Source organism: Thioclava dalianensis (assembly GCF_000715505.1).
Taxonomy (GTDB): domain Bacteria; phylum Pseudomonadota; class Alphaproteobacteria; order Rhodobacterales; family Rhodobacteraceae; genus Thioclava; species Thioclava dalianensis.
The window spans coordinates 58979-76933 of record NZ_JHEH01000017.1 but is presented as its reverse complement, the minus strand read 5'-3'; the positions used below and the strand labels follow the sequence as shown (position 1 = coordinate 76933).

The window sequence follows — 17955 nt, the reverse complement described above, 5'->3', positions numbered from 1 at the left end:
GCAGCGCCCGAGCCGCGTCCCGAACCGCGCCTGCGCGCAGAGCCGCCGCTGCAAGCCACGCCGCGCTACATGCCGGGGCAGGCACCGACACCGAGCCGCGCCGCTCATGCCGGGCTGCCTGCAGAGCCGCAGGCCAGCTACGAGCCGCAGCCGCTTCAGGCTGCATATGAGGCCGAGCAGGCCCCAGAGGCACCGCAGATGCAGGCAGCTCCCAGCCTGCGCCGCGTCGCCGATCCGCAGGCCGAGCATGACTGGACCCATCCCGACTGGGTCGCGCCCGAAGAAGATGGCGCGGATGGCATGGAGATGCAGACGGATCATTTCTACGCAGGCCATGAGGACGCGTTTGATCCCGGCACGGGCGAGACCCAATGGGTGCCCGAGGGCTATGAGACGGGCGAGGACGCCTATGTGCCCGAGCTGCCCGCCCAAGCGCGTGGCCTTGACCGGCAGGTGATCAAGCCGGTCGAGACCCGCCGTGTCGTCCAGCCCGCAGCCAAGCCGATCCAGCCCTCGAAACGCGCCGTGGCCGAAGCCCAGCCCAAGCTGGCGTTGGAAAAGGCCCCGAGCCAACCCTTCGAGAAGCCGCCGCTGGCGCTGCTGACCAACCCCGCGACGATCCAGCGTCACCAGCTCTCGGATGAGGCGCTGGAGGAAAACGCGCGGATGCTTGAGACCGTGCTCGATGATTACGGCGTGAAGGGCGAAATCGTCTCGGTCCGTCCCGGTCCCGTCGTCACGATGTACGAACTGGAACCGGCACCGGGCCTGAAGGCCAGCCGCGTGATCGGTCTGGCCGATGATATCGCCCGTTCGATGTCGGCGCTCTCGGCGCGTGTCTCCACCGTTCCGGGCCGCTCGGTCATCGGGATCGAACTGCCCAATGATCACCGCGAAAAGGTCGTGCTGCGTGAAATCCTCGCCGCGCGCGATTTCGAGGATGGCAATATCAAGCTGCCGCTGGCGCTTGGGAAAACCATCGGCGGCGAGCCGATCGTGACCAACCTCGCCAAGATGCCCCACCTGCTGATCGCAGGGACCACGGGTTCGGGTAAATCGGTTGCGATCAACACGATGATCCTGTCGCTGCTCTACCGCCTGACGCCGGAAGAGTGCCGCCTGATCATGATCGACCCGAAGATGCTCGAACTGTCGGTCTATGACGGCATCCCGCATCTGCTCTCGCCTGTGGTTACCGATCCCAAGAAGGCGGTGGTTGCGCTCAAATGGGTGGTCTCTGAGATGGAGGACCGCTACCGCAAGATGTCCAAGATGGGCGTGCGCAATATCGAGGGCTACAATGGCCGCGTGAAGGAAAGCCTCGCCAATGGCGAGATGTTCAAGCGTACCGTGCAGACCGGCTTTGACGAGGAGACCGGCGAGCCGATCTTCGAGACGGATGAGTTCCAGCCCGAGCCCTTCCCCTATATCGTCGTGATCGTCGACGAGATGGCCGACCTGATGATGGTCGCGGGCAAGGAAATCGAGGCCTGCATCCAGCGTCTGGCGCAGATGGCGCGGGCCTCGGGCATTCACCTGATCATGGCCACGCAGCGCCCCTCGGTCGATGTCATCACCGGCACGATCAAAGCGAACTTCCCGACCCGGATCTCCTTCCAGGTCACCTCGAAGATCGACAGCCGCACGATTCTGGGCGAGCAGGGCGCCGAGCAGCTTCTGGGCATGGGCGACATGCTTTACATGGCGGGCGGCGGCAAGATTACCCGCTGCCACGGACCCTTCGTCTCTGACGAAGAGGTCGAGGAAGTCGTCAACCACCTCAAGAGCTTTGGTCCGCCCGCCTATATGTCTGGCGTGGTCGAAGGCCCCGATGACGATACCGCAAGCGATATCGACGCGGTGCTCGGGCTCAACACCGGCGGCAATACCACCGGCGAGGATGCGCTTTACGATCAGGCCGTGGCGATTGTCATCAAGGATCGCAAATGCTCGACCTCTTATATCCAGCGCAAGCTGGGCATCGGCTACAACAAGGCCGCGCGCCTTGTGGAGCAGATGGAGGATCAAAGTATCGTGTCTGCCGCCAACCATGTCGGCAAGCGCGAGATCCTTGTGCCAGAGCAATAAACCAAGCCCATTCGGTCGGCGCAAAAGCGCGCAGTATGGACCCTTCAGCCCCGCCGTGCGTTGCGGCGGGGCTTTCCCTTTTGCACGGAGTGCCTAAATCTATGGCTATGAAACAGATCCGCATCCTTCTGGCCGCCGTTTTCACGCTGGCATTCGCGCTTCCGGCCATGGCCGAGAAGATTTCGCTCAACGCAATCTCGAGCTATCTCAATGGCTTGCAGACGGCTTCGGCCGATTTCACGCAGGTCAATTCCGATGGTTCGATCTCGACGGGGAAATTCTTTCTCAAGCGTCCGGGCCGTGCGCGGTTCCAGTACGATTCCAACAAAACCCTTGTGCTGGCCTCGGCCAACCGCGTGGCGATCTTCGATCCGAAATCAAATCAGCCGCCCGAGCAATACCCGCTGGTCAAAACGCCGCTCAATCTGATCTTGGCGCGCAATATCGATCTGGGGCGCAATAACATGGTCACCGGCTACACCTCGGATGGCGCCAAGACGATCGTGACCGCGCAAGATCCCGAGCATCCCGAATACGGCAATATCCAGCTGGTCTTCACCGCAAATCCGACTGAGCTGCGCCAATGGGTGATCACCGATCAGAACGGGCAAAAGACCACGACGATCCTGAATAACCTCACCAAAGGCGGGGATTTCAGCCAGCAGCTGTTCTCGATTGATGGGGCAATCGCGCGGGGAAACTAAGCGCTCCCCGCGCGCCAAAGGCTCAGCGCCGGCAGCTTTCGAGCTGGATGTCATACATCTGGGCGCGGGCCTGAACGCGGTTTGCCACCGCAAGCAGCCACGCCTTGGAGCGATGCGACCCCCGCGCATATCCCGCGCGGCCTTCGTGGTAGGCGAGATATTGGTCGCGCGCATCGCTCTTGGAGATGCCAAGCTTCTGGGTCGTGCCGTCCATGTACCAGCCCATGAAATCGGTGGCATCGGAGATCCGGTTGCGCTTGGCGCCGTAGCGATGCGTGTCCTCGCGATACTCTTCCCACGTCCCGTCGAGCGCCTGACTGTAGCCATAGGCCGAGCTTTGACGCCCCAGCGGAATGATCCCCAGTGCGAATTGATAGGGTGTCTTGGCGTTGCCGTCGAATTTGCTTTCCTGATGGATCGTCGCCATCTGCACGGCGACCGGCACGCCCCAGCGGGCTTCGGTGCGGCGCATGGCGTTGAAATATTGCGGACGCTCGCGAATGATCGCGCAGGCGTCGTCAAGGTTGTCTGGCGGTCCCTTCGGGCCACCGCAGGCGGCAACCAAAAGCACCAGCCCGAGGGCAAGAAATTTCTTCATCACTGCTCTACTTTGCTCTGACGGCGTTGTTTTAAGGCATCCTAAGCGGTTTTTGCAGTTTCGAAAACCGCAAAGACGGGATGGGGGGCGACTCTTTGCTAATCGGTCGACAGACTGTTTCCTGCGAAAACCTTGCGGAAACATAGACAGGATGCGGCTTCACATTCTATCATGATCACGTTAGGGGGCGGTATGTTTAGCGCAGAAGCGAAATATCACATCGGTCAGGTCGTCCGACATCGCAAACACCCCTTCCGGGGTGTGATTTTTGATGTCGATGCCGAATTCTCGAATTCGCAGGCATGGTACGACGCGATCCCCGAGAATGCGCGCCCCAGCAAAGACCAGCCGTTCTACCATCTTCTGGCCGAGAACGACGAGAGTTTTTACGTGGCCTATGTCTCCGAACAAAACCTTGTGGCTGACCGGACGGGGGAGCCTGTGAGCCATCCCGACCTGCCCGAACTGTTCGGCGAATATGACGATGGCGCCTATTCGCTTCAGTTCCAGTTGAACTAAGGCTGCAGGCCGCGCCGGCGGGGGGCGTAGCCTTTCGCTGTGACTTACATGGCAGATCCGGGGTTTGTGGCGTCTTTGCGCGCAGGATCCAGCGGCAGACGGAAGGCCAGCAAATTGCGCGCGCCCTCGCGCGAATAGCCAAGATCGGTGACCAGATCCCGGATCAGGAACCATCCGAACCCTGCCTCTGGTAGCGTGCTGGGATCGGGGCGTTCCGGTGCCTCGCTCAGCGCGCTGAGGCAGGTGGGCGGCAAAGGCCTGCCATCATCGGAGACCGAGCAGCACAGCCCCCGCCTGTCGCGCACAATCGATAGGGTGATCGTGCCGGTGGGACGGTCGGCATAGCTGTGCTCTACGATATTGTTGAGCACTTCGGCCAAGATCAGCTCGAGCGTTCCGGCCTCTTCGGGCGTCATTTGCCGCAAAAAGCGCGCCAGGGCCGCGCGCAGCGCATCGCGCACCGCGAGCATGGTGGCCGGGAAGCTGTGATGGAAGATCCTCGGAGGGTCTTCTGCGTCAGACTGTGCTCGGGCGCTTCGGGGCAGCTCAAGCATAGTTCGGCCCCTTCTCCAAGGCCGCCGCCACATCGGCATGGATCGGAAAGACCGTCTCCATCCGGGTCAGGCGAAACACCTTTGCGACATTGGGTGACAGGCTGCACAGCTCCAGCGACCGCTTCGGCGCAAGCGCCTTCATCACCGACACGACCGAGCCCAGCCCGGAACTGTCGAGAAACATGATCTGCGACATGTCGAGCAGCACGCGCGCGCCGGGCTGCAACGTCACTTCGCGCATTTTTTCCTTGAAGCCGATGGCCACGGCGGCATCAAGCCGTGCCTCTTGCACATGCACGACCAGCGCCCCTTCGCAGGCTTCGGAAAACAGGTTCATCTGACTCTCCGCACTATGATTGTCTGCGACAAGACTAGACGCCAATGCTTACCATTCGGTATCCATGGGCACGAATTCGATGCGGCGCTGACCTGTGCAGGCGCGCGGCGCGTGACACCAGAGAAAACGAGGCGGGTATGAGTGTGGATTATGAAGATCTGGCCAAGCGGATCGCGGCGCTGACGGCGGGTGAGACCGATGAGGTCGCGCTGATGGCGACGCTCGCCTGCGAAATCCATCACAGCGATGATCGCTTTGACTGGACTGGGTTTTACCGCGTCACAGAGCCCGAGTTGCTCAAGATCGGCCCCTATCAGGGCGGCCATGGCTGTCTGGTCATTCCGTTCTCGCGCGGGGTCTGCGGGGCGGCGGCGCGCGAAAGGCAGACCCAGCTTGTGGCTGATGTCGAGGCATTTCCGGGCCATATCGCCTGCGCCAGCTCGACCCGCTCGGAGCTGGTGATCCCTGTCTTCGCCAAGCGCGGCGTGATCGCGGTGCTCGATATCGACAGCGATCAGCCTGACGCCTTCACGCAGCGCGATGCCGATGCGCTTGAGGCGATCCTCGCCGATGTGTTCGGAGAGCTTTGAGATGGTCACGCATCGCGGCTCATGCCTGTGCGGCGCGGTCCGCTACGAGATCACCGGTCCAATGCGCCCTTCGGTCGCATGCCATTGCTCGCAATGCCGCAAAAGCTCGGGGCATTACTGGTCGGCCACGCAGGTCGATGCAGGCCAGCTTGCGATCTCGGGCGATGAGGCGCTGCGGTGGTATCGCTCGTCCGCGCAGGCAGAGCGCGGCTTTTGCACCCAATGCGGCAGTGCGCTGTTTTGGCGGATGGACGGTGAGGCGCGCGTCTCGGTGGGCTCGGGCACGCTGGATCTGCCGACCGGGCTGCACACGGCCAAACACATCTTCGTCGCGGATAAATCCGATTATTACGAGATCGAAGACGGTCCCGAGCAATGCGAGTGACTTGACCGGCGCGCGCACGCGGTGCATCTCGCCCTCATGAGCTATGTCTATGACCCGCCGATGGAGCCGCCGCGTATCCTGCATGCCGATCACGAGGTTCTTGTGGTCGACAAACAGGCCGGGCTGCTCTCGGTGCCGGGAAAAGGGCCCGACAAGGCGGATTGCCTGCTGAGCCGTCTCAAGGCGATCCATCCGCAGGTGCTTCTGGTGCACAGGCTGGATACCGACACCTCGGGGGTGATGGTCTATGCGCTGACCCCGCATGCGCAGCGCCATCTCGGGCTGCAATTCGAAAAGCGGATGACGAAAAAGACCTATCAGGCGCGGCTCTGGGGCGAGCTGTCTGAGCAGACCGGCACCGTGGACCTGCCGCTCTGCGTCGACTGGCCCAACCGTCCGCGCCAGCATGTCGACCCGGTCAACGGGCGGCCCGCGCAAACCGACTGGCGGGTGATGCGCCATGAAGACGGCACGACGCGGGTCCGGCTGATGCCGCTCACCGGGCGCAGCCATCAGCTGCGGGTGCATATGGCCGAGCTGGGCCACCCGATTTTGGGCGATCCGCTTTATGCCGAAGGACCAGCGCGCGCCTTTCCCCGGTTGATGCTGCATGCCGAGGCGCTGCGCTTTCGCCATCCCGATGGCGGCGTGCATATGAGCTTCTCGGCGCCCTGCCCGTTTTAGGGGATAAACTGGTACAATCGCGCTCTTTTCCCCGCGCTCGCGGGCAGGCATACTCTGCGCGAACTGACTGCGGAGGCTCCGATGCCCAAATCCCTGCGCCTTGGCGTGAATGTCGATCATGTCGCCACGATCAGAAATGCCCGTGGCTCTGCCTATCCCGATCCGTTGCGGGCCGCATTGATGGCGGAGGCTGCCGGTGCAAATGGGATCACAGCGCATCTGCGCGAAGATCGCCGCCATATCCGCGACGCCGATATCGACGCGCTGATGGCCGGGCTCAAGGTGCCGCTGAATTTCGAGATGGCCGCCACGCCGGAGATGCAGAAAATCGCACTTGGCCACAGGCCGCATGCCTGCTGCATCGTGCCCGAAAAGCGTGAAGAGGTGACGACCGAGGGCGGGCTGGATGTCGCCGGAGACGTCGCCCGACTGAACGATTTCGTCGCGCCGCTGGTTGCGGCGGGCATCCGCGTGTCGATGTTCATCGGCCACGATCCCGCGCAGATCGAGGCCTCGGCCCAGATCGGGGCGCAGGTGATCGAGCTGCATACGGGGCTCTATTGCGACCTGCATGCCGAGGGGAAATTTGCCGAGCGCGATCACGAGCTTGAGGCGCTTCGCGCCGGGGCCGCCTATGCCGCGAGCCTTGGGCTCGAGGTCCATGCAGGCCACGGTCTGAGTTTTGACACGGTCGGCCCGATTGCGGCGATCAAACAGGTGCGCGAGCTCAATATCGGCCATTTCCTGATCGCAGAGGCGGTTTTCCTTGGTCTGGATCCCGCAATCACGCATATGCGCAGGCTGATGGAGGCCGCGCGAGGATGAGGGTGATGCGTCCGCTCTACCTGCTCTATACCCTCTGGTTTGTCGGTCTCTCGATCGCCCTGCCTGTGCTCTTGACGCTGATCGCGCGGCTCACGGGCATCGATCTGAGCAGCTCTGCGCTGTCGGTGATCCCGACCATGACGGCATCGATGGTCGCGGGTATGAGCTTTGCCAAAAGCGCCGCGCGCGCACCCACAAAACCCGAGGCATGGCGCTTTGCCACCGTGAGTCTGGTGATTTTCGCGGTCGGGACGCTGGTGCTGGGGGGCGTCCTGGCGGCCTTCGATCCGGGCATCGCCGAGGCGCTGAGCGGGCTTTCGAACCCACGAAACCTTGGAATCTTCACGGCTATTTTTTCGGTGATCCTTGGCGTGGTCTTTTTGCTGAACCGATATTTCTTTGGCCTTGGCGGTAAGAACCAAAGCAAGGTAGCCCCGCGCAAATCGAAGGGCCGCGTGGGCGGATGATCTTGGGTATCGGCACGGATCTGGCCAATATCGAGCGCATCGCAGGCACGCTTGCGCGGTTTGGCGACCGGTTTCGCAATCGCGTCTTCACCGAGACCGAGCAGCGCAAGGCCGAGCGCCGCCAAGATGTGGCTGGCACCTATGCCAAACGCTGGGCAGCGAAGGAGGCCTGCTCCAAAGCGTTGGGGACAGGGTTGCGGATGGGCATCGCTTGGAAGGATATGGCAGTCACAAATCTGCCAACCGGCCAGCCTGTCATGCAGGTGACGGGATGGGCCGCAGAGCGACTTTCCGACATGACGCCAGAGGGTTACGAGGCGATCATCCATGTCACTTTGACCGATGATCACCCCTGGGCGCAGGCCTTCGTCGTAATCGAGGCACGCAAGCTTTCTTGACTCGCGCGTGATGCCGGGTAAGGAGAGCGGGATCTCATGAAGGGCAGTGAAAAATGGCGAAAAAGAAAACCGACGGCGGCATCATGGAAACCGTCAAGACGATCTTCTGGGCGCTGCTGATTGCGGGCGTCTTTCGCACGCTGTTCTTCCAGCCGTTCTGGATTCCGTCGGGCTCGATGAAGGACACGCTGCTGATCGGCGATTTCCTCTTCGTGAACAAAATGGCCTATGGCTATTCCAAATATTCCTGCCCCTTCTCGGCCTGCCCGATTTCGGGACGCATCCTGTCGCGCGCGCCCCATCGCGGCGATGTCGTCGTGTTCCGTCACCCGACGCAGGATGTCGATTTCATCAAGCGCTTGATCGGCCTGCCGGGCGATACGATTCAGGTGACCGGCGGCCATCTGCTGATCAACGGCAAGCCCGTCCCGGAGAAGCCCGATGGCGATTTCAAAGAGATCATGGCACCGCAAGGCCCCCAGCAGCTCATGCCGCGCTGCGCGAACGCGCCGGTGGGTGAGGGCGATGTTTGCATCAAGCACCGCTACATTGAGACGCTGCCCAATGGCGTGAGCCATGATATCCTCAAGATCACCGATTCCGGCTATGCCAATAACACGCCGGTCTTCACCGTTCCCGCGGGCGAGTATTTCATGATGGGCGATAACCGTGACAACTCCGAGGACAGCCGCTTTTCGCAGGCCGTGGGCGGTGTGGGCTTCGTGCCGGCGGCCAATCTCATCGGGCGCGCGGATCGCATCATGTTCTCTTCGGCAGGGCGGTCGCTGTTCTACTTCTGGACGTGGCGTGCGGACCGGTTCTTCAAGGCGATCCATTGAAGCTGAGCGCGGAAATAAAAGCCTTCGAGAGGCGGCTGGGATACGATTTCACCAAGCCCGAACTGTTGCTGCGCGCGCTCACGCATTCTTCGATCTCGACCACGACCCGGCCCGACAATCAGCGGCTTGAGTTTCTGGGCGACCGGGTGCTTGGGCTGGTGATGGCCGAGGCGCTGTTCGAGGCCGACCGCGCGGCCTCCGAGGGCCAGCTTGCGCCGCGCTTCAATGCGCTCGTGCGCAAGGAGGCCTGCGCCGATGTCGCCCGCCAGATCGATCTGGGCGCGGTGCTCAAGCTGGGCCGGTCGGAGATGATGACGGGCGGGCGGCGCAAGCTCGCACTGCTGGGCGACGCGATGGAGGCGGTGATTGCTGCGGTCTATCTCGATACCGGCTTTGATGGCGCCCGCGCGCTGATCCTGCGGTTGTGGGGGGCGCGGCTGGAAAGCGTCGAGCAGGACGCTCGCGATCCCAAGACCGCGCTTCAGGAATGGGCGCAGGCGCGGGGCCTGCAACCCCCGAAATACGAGATCACGGGCCGCGAAGGCCCCGATCACGCCCCGAAATTTACGATTGAAGTCCTGTTGGACAACGGCGCACGCGAAACCGCGCAGGCCGGCTCCAAGCGTCAGGGCGAAATGGCCGCCGCCAAGGTTTTGCTGGCCCGGCTGAAGGAGAGCGAATGACAGAGCCCACACGTGCCGGTTTCGTGGCCCTCATAGGAGAGCCCAACGCCGGAAAATCGACCCTGCTCAATGCGATGGTCGGGGCGAAAGTCTCGATCGTGACGCATAAGGTGCAGACCACGCGCGCCCGCATCAGGGGCGTCGCGATGGAGGGTCAAAGCCAGATCGTCTTCGTCGACACGCCCGGTATCTTCCGCCCGCGTCGCAGGCTCGACCGCGCGATGGTGCAGGCGGCTTGGGGCGGTGCTGCGGATGCCGATACGGTCGTGCTGCTGATCGAGGCCCATCGCGGGCTGACCGAAGGCGGCAAGGCGATCATCGAGGCGCTCCGCCAGCGCGAGGATCTGCGCGTGGCGCTCGCGATCAACAAGATCGACAAGGTGAAAGCCGATGCGCTGCTGGGCCTGACCGCGCAGCTTAATGATGCCTATCCGTTCACCAAGACCTTCATGATCTCGGCGGAGAAGGGCCATGGCGTGGCCGATCTCAAAGCGTGGCTTGCGGGCGAGATGCCCGAGGGGCCGTGGCTCTATCCCGAGGATCAGATCGCCGATCTGCCGCTGCGCATGATCGCCTCCGAGATCACCCGCGAGAAGCTGACCCTGCGGCTGCATGAAGAGCTGCCCTATCAGCTCACCGTGGAGACCGAGAATTGGGAAGAGCGGGAAGACGGCTCGGTACGGATCGACCAGCTGATCTATGTCGCGCGCGATGGCCACAAGGGCATTATCCTTGGCCATAAGGGCGAGACGATCAAGGCGATCTCCAAGGCCGCCCGTCTGGAGCTGATCGAGTTCCTCGACCGCCCCGTGCATCTGTTCATGCAGGTCAAGGTGCGGCCCAATTGGCTGGATGAAGCCGAGCGCTATTCCGAGATGGGGCTCGATTTCAAGGACGGTAACTGAGATGGCGGCGCGGCTCACGACCGATCTGTGGGTGCGCGCCTATCTCAAGCGTCTGGAGCTGGCCAATATCCCCGCCTATGTGACGGCGCATGGGCAGCAAAGCTCGGGCGCGGTGCTGATCAAATGCGCCCGCCTCGACGGGACCGCGCAAAGCTACGAACGGCGCACCGATCTGATGAGCGGCGCCAGCGTCTGGATGGAGCTGCATGACGGGCCTGAGCGCGAGGTGGATGCCTCCATCGCCCGCCAGCGTGGATTTGACCCCGATCTCTGGGTGATCGAGATCGAGAGCCGCGACGGGCGCACGCTTCTGGACGAGGACGGGCTCAGCGACTGAGCCGCAGCCAGCCCAGCACGCGCCCGATCCACACGATGGCCGCGCCCCCTAGCCACAAGGCGATCAGGAATTTGACGCACCAGAGCGCCACGCCGCCCCAGCCCAGCTTTTCGGTGTTGAGGAAGAAATAGGGATAGAAGCTGGTCTCGATCCCGAGGATCAGCGCATAGACCAGATAGAGCGCGGGCCAGATCAGCCACAGCGCCGCATGACGCATTCGCAGCCCGCGTTTGGGCGCGCAGAACAGCCACCAGATCGGCACCAGCACCGGGGCCACGCTGTGATAGAGCGTATTCGACCACCAGTCTAAACCATGTAGCGGCGCCCCCGTCGCCAAGAGCAGGTGATAGACCAGTCCGACGATCAAGATCCAAAGCACAAGCGCGCCCAGCCATGCCGGGGACAGCATGCGCCGACGCAGCACTATGTAGCAAAATACCAGGCCGATTAGGGTGTTCGTCCAGATCGTGAAGTAGCGAAACATCAGCCACAGCACGCCCAACGGGACCGTGGCGGCGGGATTGTTTTGCATATCATTGAGAAAGCTCACGCCGAACGCGGCGATCTCGACACATGCGATCAGGGCACAAAAGGCATAGCTAAAGCGGTTCATGACGTGCACGTTAACCCCGCACCTTGCCTTCGGGCAATTCACGAAGCCGCTTGCGCCGTAACGTCACGAAGACGATAGTCGCGCGATGGACTGGCAGGATTTCGGCACGATCATTTCGGCGCGCCCGCATGGCGAAACTTCGGTGATCGTAGAGCTGTTCACCGAAAGCCACGGGCGGCATGCCGGGGTGGTGCGCGGCGGTGCGTCTCGCAAGATGGCGGGGATCTTGCAGCCCGGCAACCGCGCGAGCGTGACGTGGCGCGCCCGGCTCGAAGATCAACTTGGCACCTATACGATTGAGCCGTTGCAAAGCCGCGCGGTGATTTTGTCGGACCGGCTGGCGCTGGCGGGCTTGAACGCAACATGCGCGCTCTTGCGCTTCACCCTGCCCGAGCGCGAGGCGCATGCCGGCGTCTTTGCGGCCTCGGAAGGGCTTTTCGATCTGTTCGCAGAGGGCGGAGACTGGGCCGTGGCCTATCTGCGCTGGGAATTGGCCCTGCTGGAGGAGATGGGCTATGGGCTCGATCTGAGCCGCTGTGCGGTGACCGGCACGCGCGAGGATCTGGCCTTTGTCAGCCCGCGCAGCGGGCGTGCCGTCTCGCGCGCGGGGGCGGGCGAGTGGGCGCAGCGCCTGCTGCCCTTGCCGCTGTGCCTGTTGGGGCAAGGGCCTGCAAGCCCGTCCGAGATCGCGCAGGGCCTGCGGCTGACCGGGTATTTTCTGGGCGAGAAGCTGGCCCCGGATCTGGGCAACCGCCCCTTGCCCGAAGCGCGCCAGCGGCTCGTGGATCTGCTGACGCGTCAGGGCTGAGCGCGGTCGTCGAGCACGAGTTGCAACAGCGCCAGATCAAGCCAGCGGCCAAACTTCTTGCCCACCTGCGGCATGGTGCCGATATGCTGGAAGCCCAGCCGTTCATGCAACCGGACTGAGCCTTCATTGCTGGCGTCGATCGCGCCCACCATGACGTGAAAGCCGCCTTCGCGCGCACGATCGATCAGTGCCGCCATCATCTGTGCGCCTTTGCCGCCGCCACGATGGTCGCGATGGACATAGACCGAGTGCTCGACGCTCAGGTGATAGCCATCATGCGGGCGGAACGGGCCGAAGCTGGCATAGCCCACCGCGCGCCCCGCCTCTTCCCAGACCAGCACCGGATAGCCCGCGCCCTGCCGATCTGCGATCCAATCGCTGCGATTTTGCGCGTCGATCTCGATGTCGTTCCAGATCGCGGTCGTGTGGCGCACGGCGTCATTGTAGATCTCGGCGATTGCGGCTGCATCGTCCTGCGTGGCGTCTCGGATCATCGGCACTCTCCCTGTCTTGGGCACAGGTTTCGCCGGTTGGCCCGCGCCGCGCAAGCGTCATTTCGCAGCAATGAACTGCGCGGTGCGCACCGCTGCCTCATCGGCTGGCACGAATGTGATGCCGAGATCGCGGGTCGCGGCGGCATGGCTGAGCGTCATCTTCTTGCCGACCAGCGGCAGGATCAGCGCGATCTGCGCGTCGAACAGGCCAAGGAGCGAGAGCAGGAATTTCGGCGCGACTTTCTGGGCAATCCGGCGCTCAGGGAGGGCCACCTTGATTGCGGCGGCCATGTCGCGAAACGAGATGAAACGCTCGGCGCAGATATAGCGCCTTCCGATGCTCTCGGCGTGATCGAGCGCCGCGATATGGGCCGCAGAGACATCGGCCACATCGACCACCGGCAGGTCCAGATCGGGCAGCATCGGATCCCGGCCTGCCACGATCCGCTCGATCACCGCCACCGACGAGCCGGTATGGCGATCCATCGGAGTGCCGCAGACCAGACCGGGATTGATCACCGTCAGCTGCATCTCGGGATGATCCTCGACGACGGACCACGCAGCGCGTTCGGCAAAGATCTTGGAGCGCGTATAGGGGCTGCAGGACGGGGCCTCCGGGTCGGACCAATCCGCCTCGGTCATCGGCTTCGACGAGACGCCATGCATCACCGCCTCCATCGAAGAGGTCAGCACGACCCGCGTCACGCCCGCTTTCTGGGCCGCGCGCAGCACCCGCTTGGTGCCCTCGACGGCGGGCGAGATGATATCCATCTCATCCTTGGGCTTGCTCAGCGGAAAGGGCGAAGCGGTGTGCAACACGGCATCGACACCTTCCATCGCAGCTGCCCAGCCCCGATTGTCCATCAGATCGGCCTCAACGAAGCTCAGCCGCTCAAGCGCTTCGGGGGGCAGCCCATGCATCGCGGCGCGGACCTCATCGCCACGCGCCGCTTTGCGCAGCGTGCCGCGCACCGTGTCGCCGCGCGCCAACAGATCATAGGCGATGCGCTTGGCGATAAAGCCGGTGATACCGGTGACAAGGATCGTGCGGGCCATGGTGCTCTCCCAGAGTGAACTTACAGGTTCACTCTGGGAGGTGGTGCTTTGAAGTCAAGTCACCCGAGCAGACGCCGCGCAATCACTTGTGCTTGAATCTCGGCGGCGCCCTCGAAGATATTGAGGATCCGGGCGTCGCATAGGATGCGCGAGATCTGGTATTCCAGCGCGAAGCCGTTGCCGCCATGGATTTGCAGCGCATTATCCGCCGCAGCCCACGCGACCCGCGCCCCCAGCAGCTTCGCCATCCCGGCCTCAAGGTCGCAGCGGTGCCCGTGATCCTTTTCCCAAGCCGAGAAATAGGTGAGCTGGCGGGCAATCATCACTTCCACGGCCATCATCGCAAGCTTGGAGGCGACACGGGGAAAGGCGATCAGCGATTTGCCGAATTGCTTGCGGTCGATGGCATATTGCATGCCACTTTCAAGCGCGGATTGCGCCACGCCCACGGCGCGCGCGGCGGTCTGAATTCGCGCACTCTCGAAGGTCTCCATCAATTGCTTGAAACCGCGCCCTTCCGCGCCGCCCAGCAGGTTCTCGCCCCGGACCTTGAACCCGTCAAAGGCCAGCTCGTATTCCTTCATGCCGCGATAGCCCAGCACCTCGATCTCGCCGCCGGTCATGCCGGGCGTCGGGAAGGGAGTGTCATCGGTGCCCGGCTCTTTCTCGGCCAGAAACATCGACAGGCCTTTGTAATCGATGCTCTCCGGGTCGGTGCGTGCCAGCAGCGTCATGACATGGGTCCGCTGGGCATGGGTGATCCAGGTCTTGTTGCCAGTCACCAGCCAATCGTCGCCATCTTTGACCGCGCGGGTGCGCAAGGCGCCCAGATCCGAGCCGGTATTGGGCTCTGTGAACACCGCCGTCGACAGGATCTCGCCGCTTGCAAGGCCCGGGAGCCATTTCTCTTTTTGCGCCTCGGTGCCACCGCAGATGATCAGCTCGGCGGCGATTTCGGAGCGCGTGCCCAGTGAGCCCACGCCGATATAGCCGCGCGAGAGTTCCTCGGTGACCACGGCCATGGAGGCCTTGGACAGGCCGAGCCCGCCATAGGCTTCGGGGATGGTCAGGCCGAACACGCCCAGCTCGGCCAGTTCCTCGATCACCGAAATCGGGATCAACTCGTCCTTGAGGTGCCATTCATGGGCGAAGGGCTTCACCCGGTCCTCGGCGTAGCGGTAGAATTGCTCGCGGATCATCTCCAGCTCGTCATCCAGCCCGGATTGGCCAAAGATCGAGCGGCCCTGCACATCGCGGATCAGCGCCACCAGCGCCATGCGCGCGGCGTTGGAATTGCCCTGCGCAATCAGCGTCGCTGCGGCGTCGGATGGGGTCCAGTCGATCCCCATATCCGACAGGCGCACCATCTCGCCCTGATTCATCTGCAGGCCGCCCGCGATCTGGGCCAGATACTCGCCGAACCCGATCTGCAAGATCAGCCGCTCCATATCGCCCAGCGTGCCCGCCTCAGAGAGCCGCAGCGCCCAGGCGTGAAGCTGCACCAGCGCCTGGTGATAAGTCGCAAGCCATGCCACCCCATGCGCTTGATATTGATGCGTCTCGAGAGCCGTGGCCGAAACCCGCCCGTCGCGTGTGACTGTGCCCCGGAGCGCCTCGGTCGCGCGCGCGACAAGCGCCTCAAGCTCGGGCAGGCAGGCCCCGCTGAGGGATGTGATGTCATCGAGGATGATCGTCATTGGCATTTCAGCTCCATCATGCGCCATGAATCGGCCTCCGTTTCTGCGGTTGCATCATGGATAGGGTGTTTGCAGTCACAGCGCAATAAAAATGCGCGTAAAAAGCTGAAATCGATCAATTGTGTCGCAACGAAATTTTTCGCGGGGGCCAGTGCTGAAATGCCACCTGCTTAGGCGTCGGCGTCACGCAAGGCTGGCCTTGGCCGACAAACCCGCTAGAACCCTTCATAAAAGGGAGGCCGCCATGGCTGGAATGGAGATTTGGCAGATCGCCGTTGCGCTCGCTGTCACACTGTTTGCGGGGTTCGTCAAAGGCGCGGTGGGGTTTGCCATGCCGATGATCATGCTCTCGAGCTTCGCGTCGTTCCTGCCCGCAGAGCTGGCCCTTGCGCTGTTGATTCTGCCCACGCTGGTCACCAATATCTTGCAAGCGTCGCGGCAAGGCATCGGCGCGGCCTGGGGCTCGATCCGCAGCTATCGGATCTTCATCGCCATGATCGTCCTCTTCATTCCGATCAGCGCGGGTTTTGTGCAGACGGTCCCGCAAGGGGTGATGTATGGGCTGCTGGGCGGGCCGATCGTGGCCTTCGCGCTTTGGCAGCTTTCGGGCAAGCCCTTGATCCTGCCGATGCACCACCGCCGCCTGACCGAAGGGGGGCTGGGCGTGATCGGCGGGCTTTATGGCGGAATCTCGGGGATCTGGGGGCCGCCGCTCATCGTCTATCTCTTGTCGATTGAGGCCCCCAAGCAAGAGGCCGTGCGCATTCAGGGCGTGGTGTTCCTGATCGGGGCGATCATCTTGGCCGGCGCGCATCTCGTCTCGGGCGTACTCAATGCGCAGACCATCCCGCTTTCGGCGCTGATGGTCGCGCCCGCACTGCTTGGGCAGCGGCTCGGATTTGCAGCACAAGACCGGTTGGACCCGGTGATGTTCCGCCGCCTGACGCTGATCCTGCTCGCAATTGCGGGGGCCAATCTGGTGCGCCGCGCACTGATGGGCTGACCCGGGGGAGGGCGCGCGCGGCTCAGGCAGCCACCGGCCCACTTCTCTGACGCCGCGCGGAGGCCAGCGTCGCCGCCTCGTATTCGCTGGCAATCTTGATCGCAGGCTTGCTATGCAGCGGCAAGGTACCCGCCCGCGCCAAGGCCGAGAGTGCGGTGGTCGCTGCCAGAAGAGGCCGCCGGGCGAGGCCGCCGATTTGCAGGCTCTCGATTTCGCAGCCATCGGCGATCAACAAATGGTGCCCGCGCAGCAGCAGCCCCTGCCAACTCAACAGGGCGGGGCGATCAGGTTGCAGCGCGGTGCAGCCATCCACCAGATGGCGCGCTTCGATCAGAACCTTGTCTTCGCCGAGGAGGAAATCGACCGATGGCCCGCCCACGGCAATATGATGCTGCGGCAAAAGCCATAGATCGCGGGTCTCGGCAAAGACCGGCGCGCGCAATTGCACCGGGCGCAGCTGTCCCAGCGCGGGCAGCGAGACCCGGCCCGACCAGATCACTTCCTGCACCCCGGCATCTGCGGTCAGCACCTCATCTCCCGCCTTGAGATGCGCGGCCGGTCGCGGACCGTTCGGCGTCTCGATTGGCGTGGAGGGCGCAAAGCAGGCGCCCGGGCCCAGCGGATGCAGGTGATCCCCGATCGCCAGCCAGATCACGCGCGGGCCGATACGCGCCCGCCCGTCGCCACTGACCAGCGCCATCGCTTCATCGCGCGTCATCGGCAGGGGCGCATTGATGGAATGTTGCCGCAGACTGCCGTGATCGAGCGCCTTGAGCGTCAGCAACCCTTCCCGACCGGGCCCATCCCAGCGCCAACTCATCCGCATCCGCCCACCGGTCATCAATTCCGCGCTCGCATCGAGCGAGATCGACCGCACCTCATCGCCCCGCCTTTGAGTCAGCGTGATCCGTCCATGACCGTCCAGAGAAAGCGAGAGGAAAGCACGCCACGCGGCGGTGCGATGCTCCAGCTGAACCAGCGAGAGCGGCCCGGTCTCGCCTCGCACGAGATTGAACTCGAGCATCAAGGTGCCCTGAGGCAGCAGCACGGGCAGCGGGCGATCAGTAAAGCGGAAAGAGCCGTGCGTCGGGTCATGGGCGGCAATCCAGCCCTTGCTCTCGCTCATGCCTCACCCCCTGCCTGCGAGGTACTCAAACGAGGCGTCCGGAGGAGCGAAAGGCCTGTCTGCGCCACGGCGGCACGCTGATGCCACGCGCCCGCAATGCGCCGATCCCGGTTTGCTACGGGCTTCGAATATTGTCCTGCCATTCGTGCCTCCGATCTTCTCGAAGGCAGCGCAACACATGCACGGCGATTGCCGCATCTCGCGGGCCATTCGGCCTTGACTGCGTCTGTCGGGGCTTTTGCCCT

Annotated in this window: 23 protein-coding genes; 15 read left to right on the top strand and 8 right to left on the bottom strand. The window is 63.2% G+C overall.

Features of this window, described 5'->3' with window-relative positions; all coding sequences use genetic code 11:
- Together DL1_RS13585 and DL1_RS13580 are read left to right on the top strand one after the other, a co-directional pair.
- On the top strand, positions 1-2088 hold a 2088-nt coding region (locus tag DL1_RS13585; protein ID WP_248642592.1), incomplete at its 5' end, for a DNA translocase FtsK.
- A gap of 107 nt (positions 2089-2195) precedes the next feature.
- Positions 2196-2792, top strand: a complete 597-nt coding sequence (locus DL1_RS13580) for a LolA family protein (protein WP_038067250.1) — start codon at positions 2196-2198, stop codon at positions 2790-2792.
- Positions 2793-2814: 22 nt separating this feature from the next.
- On the opposite strand, the gene DL1_RS13575 is transcribed toward DL1_RS13580, so the two are convergent.
- On the bottom strand, positions 2815-3390 hold the full coding sequence (locus DL1_RS13575) for a transglycosylase SLT domain-containing protein (protein ID WP_038067248.1): 576 nt from the start codon (positions 3388-3390) through the stop codon (positions 2815-2817).
- Between the two features lie 192 nt (positions 3391-3582).
- On the opposite strand from DL1_RS13575, the gene hspQ reads away from it, so the two are divergent.
- Positions 3583-3909: a heat shock protein HspQ gene (hspQ, locus tag DL1_RS13570; RefSeq protein WP_038067244.1), complete on the top strand. Its 327-nt coding sequence runs from the start codon at positions 3583-3585 to the stop codon at positions 3907-3909.
- A gap of 44 nt (positions 3910-3953) precedes the next feature.
- On the opposite strand, the gene DL1_RS13565 is transcribed toward hspQ, so the two are convergent.
- Positions 3954-4463 (bottom strand): ATP-binding protein, encoded by a 510-nt coding sequence (locus tag DL1_RS13565; RefSeq protein WP_081856347.1) that lies wholly within the window; start codon positions 4461-4463, stop codon positions 3954-3956.
- On the bottom strand, positions 4456-4800 hold the full coding sequence (locus DL1_RS13560) for an STAS domain-containing protein (protein ID WP_038067241.1): 345 nt from the start codon (positions 4798-4800) through the stop codon (positions 4456-4458). The genes DL1_RS13565 and DL1_RS13560 overlap by 8 nt, the downstream gene beginning before the upstream one ends.
- A gap of 137 nt (positions 4801-4937) precedes the next feature.
- On the opposite strand from DL1_RS13560, the gene DL1_RS13555 reads away from it, so the two are divergent.
- From DL1_RS13555 to DL1_RS13510, 10 genes are all read left to right on the top strand, one after another.
- Positions 4938-5390: a GAF domain-containing protein gene (locus DL1_RS13555; RefSeq protein ID WP_038067238.1), complete on the top strand. Its 453-nt coding sequence runs from the start codon at positions 4938-4940 to the stop codon at positions 5388-5390.
- Position 5391: 1 nt separating this feature from the next.
- Positions 5392-5775: a GFA family protein gene (locus tag DL1_RS13550; protein WP_038067235.1), complete on the top strand. Its 384-nt coding sequence runs from the start codon at positions 5392-5394 to the stop codon at positions 5773-5775.
- Between the two features lie 36 nt (positions 5776-5811).
- Positions 5812-6459 carry an RluA family pseudouridine synthase gene (locus DL1_RS13545; RefSeq protein ID WP_038067233.1) on the top strand — a complete coding sequence of 216 codons (648 nt, stop codon included), beginning with the start codon at positions 5812-5814 and terminating at the stop codon, positions 6457-6459.
- A gap of 81 nt (positions 6460-6540) precedes the next feature.
- Positions 6541-7284 (top strand): pyridoxine 5'-phosphate synthase, encoded by a 744-nt coding sequence (locus tag DL1_RS13540; protein ID WP_038067230.1) that lies wholly within the window; start codon positions 6541-6543, stop codon positions 7282-7284.
- Between the two features lie 5 nt (positions 7285-7289).
- Entirely contained in the window at positions 7290-7751 is a 462-nt protein-coding gene (locus tag DL1_RS13535) for an ABZJ_00895 family protein (protein ID WP_038067228.1), read from the top strand.
- On the top strand, positions 7748-8149 hold the full coding sequence (gene acpS / locus DL1_RS13530; RefSeq protein ID WP_038067224.1) for a holo-ACP synthase: 402 nt from the start codon (positions 7748-7750) through the stop codon (positions 8147-8149). Before DL1_RS13535 ends, acpS begins: the two co-directional genes overlap by 4 nt.
- A 53-nt stretch (positions 8150-8202) precedes the next feature.
- Positions 8203-8988 (top strand): signal peptidase I, encoded by a 786-nt coding sequence (gene lepB, locus DL1_RS13525; protein WP_038067223.1) that lies wholly within the window; start codon positions 8203-8205, stop codon positions 8986-8988.
- The gene (gene rnc / locus DL1_RS13520; protein WP_038067220.1) at positions 8985-9671 is read left to right on the top strand and encodes a ribonuclease III; all 687 of its coding nucleotides are present in this window, start codon (positions 8985-8987) and stop codon (positions 9669-9671) included. Before lepB ends, rnc begins: the two co-directional genes overlap by 4 nt.
- A complete protein-coding gene (era, locus tag DL1_RS13515) occupies positions 9668-10576 on the top strand; it encodes a GTPase Era (RefSeq protein WP_038067218.1) in 909 nt (302 codons plus the stop codon). Before rnc ends, era begins: the two co-directional genes overlap by 4 nt.
- Position 10577: 1 nt before the next feature.
- Positions 10578-10913, top strand: a complete 336-nt coding sequence (locus tag DL1_RS13510) for a DUF1491 family protein (protein WP_038067215.1) — start codon at positions 10578-10580, stop codon at positions 10911-10913.
- Here the strand turns inward: DL1_RS13510 and DL1_RS13505 are convergent.
- Complete coding sequence (locus DL1_RS13505) at positions 10903-11526, bottom strand: Pr6Pr family membrane protein (protein ID WP_038067213.1); 624 nt, start codon at positions 11524-11526, stop codon at positions 10903-10905. The genes DL1_RS13510 and DL1_RS13505 overlap by 11 nt on opposite strands.
- Before the next feature lie 85 nt (positions 11527-11611).
- Between DL1_RS13505 and recO the strand changes: the two genes are divergently transcribed.
- The gene (recO, locus tag DL1_RS13500) at positions 11612-12334 is read left to right on the top strand and encodes a DNA repair protein RecO (RefSeq protein ID WP_038067210.1); all 723 of its coding nucleotides are present in this window, start codon (positions 11612-11614) and stop codon (positions 12332-12334) included.
- Here the strand turns inward: recO and DL1_RS13495 are convergent.
- From DL1_RS13495 to DL1_RS13485, 3 genes are read right to left on the bottom strand one after another with little or no spacing between them, the layout of a single operon-like run.
- A complete protein-coding gene (locus DL1_RS13495) occupies positions 12325-12828 on the bottom strand; it encodes a GNAT family N-acetyltransferase (protein ID WP_038067208.1) in 504 nt (167 codons plus the stop codon). The genes recO and DL1_RS13495 overlap by 10 nt on opposite strands.
- Positions 12829-12885: 57 nt before the next feature.
- A complete protein-coding gene (locus DL1_RS13490; RefSeq protein ID WP_038067205.1) occupies positions 12886-13884 on the bottom strand; it encodes an NAD-dependent epimerase/dehydratase family protein in 999 nt (332 codons plus the stop codon).
- 59 nt (positions 13885-13943) lie between these two features.
- Positions 13944-15608 carry an acyl-CoA dehydrogenase family protein gene (locus tag DL1_RS13485; RefSeq protein WP_051693556.1) on the bottom strand — a complete coding sequence of 555 codons (1665 nt, stop codon included), beginning with the start codon at positions 15606-15608 and terminating at the stop codon, positions 13944-13946.
- A gap of 217 nt (positions 15609-15825) precedes the next feature.
- Here DL1_RS13485 and DL1_RS13480 point away from each other — a divergent pair, with 217 nt between their 5' ends.
- Positions 15826-16584, top strand: a complete 759-nt coding sequence (locus tag DL1_RS13480; RefSeq protein WP_038067202.1) for a sulfite exporter TauE/SafE family protein — start codon at positions 15826-15828, stop codon at positions 16582-16584.
- 22 nt (positions 16585-16606) lie between these two features.
- Here DL1_RS13480 and DL1_RS13475 read toward each other — a convergent pair whose 3' ends face one another.
- Entirely contained in the window at positions 16607-17710 is a 1104-nt protein-coding gene (locus tag DL1_RS13475) for a Hint domain-containing protein (RefSeq protein WP_038067199.1), read from the bottom strand.
- Positions 17711-17955 lie beyond the last annotated feature (245 nt).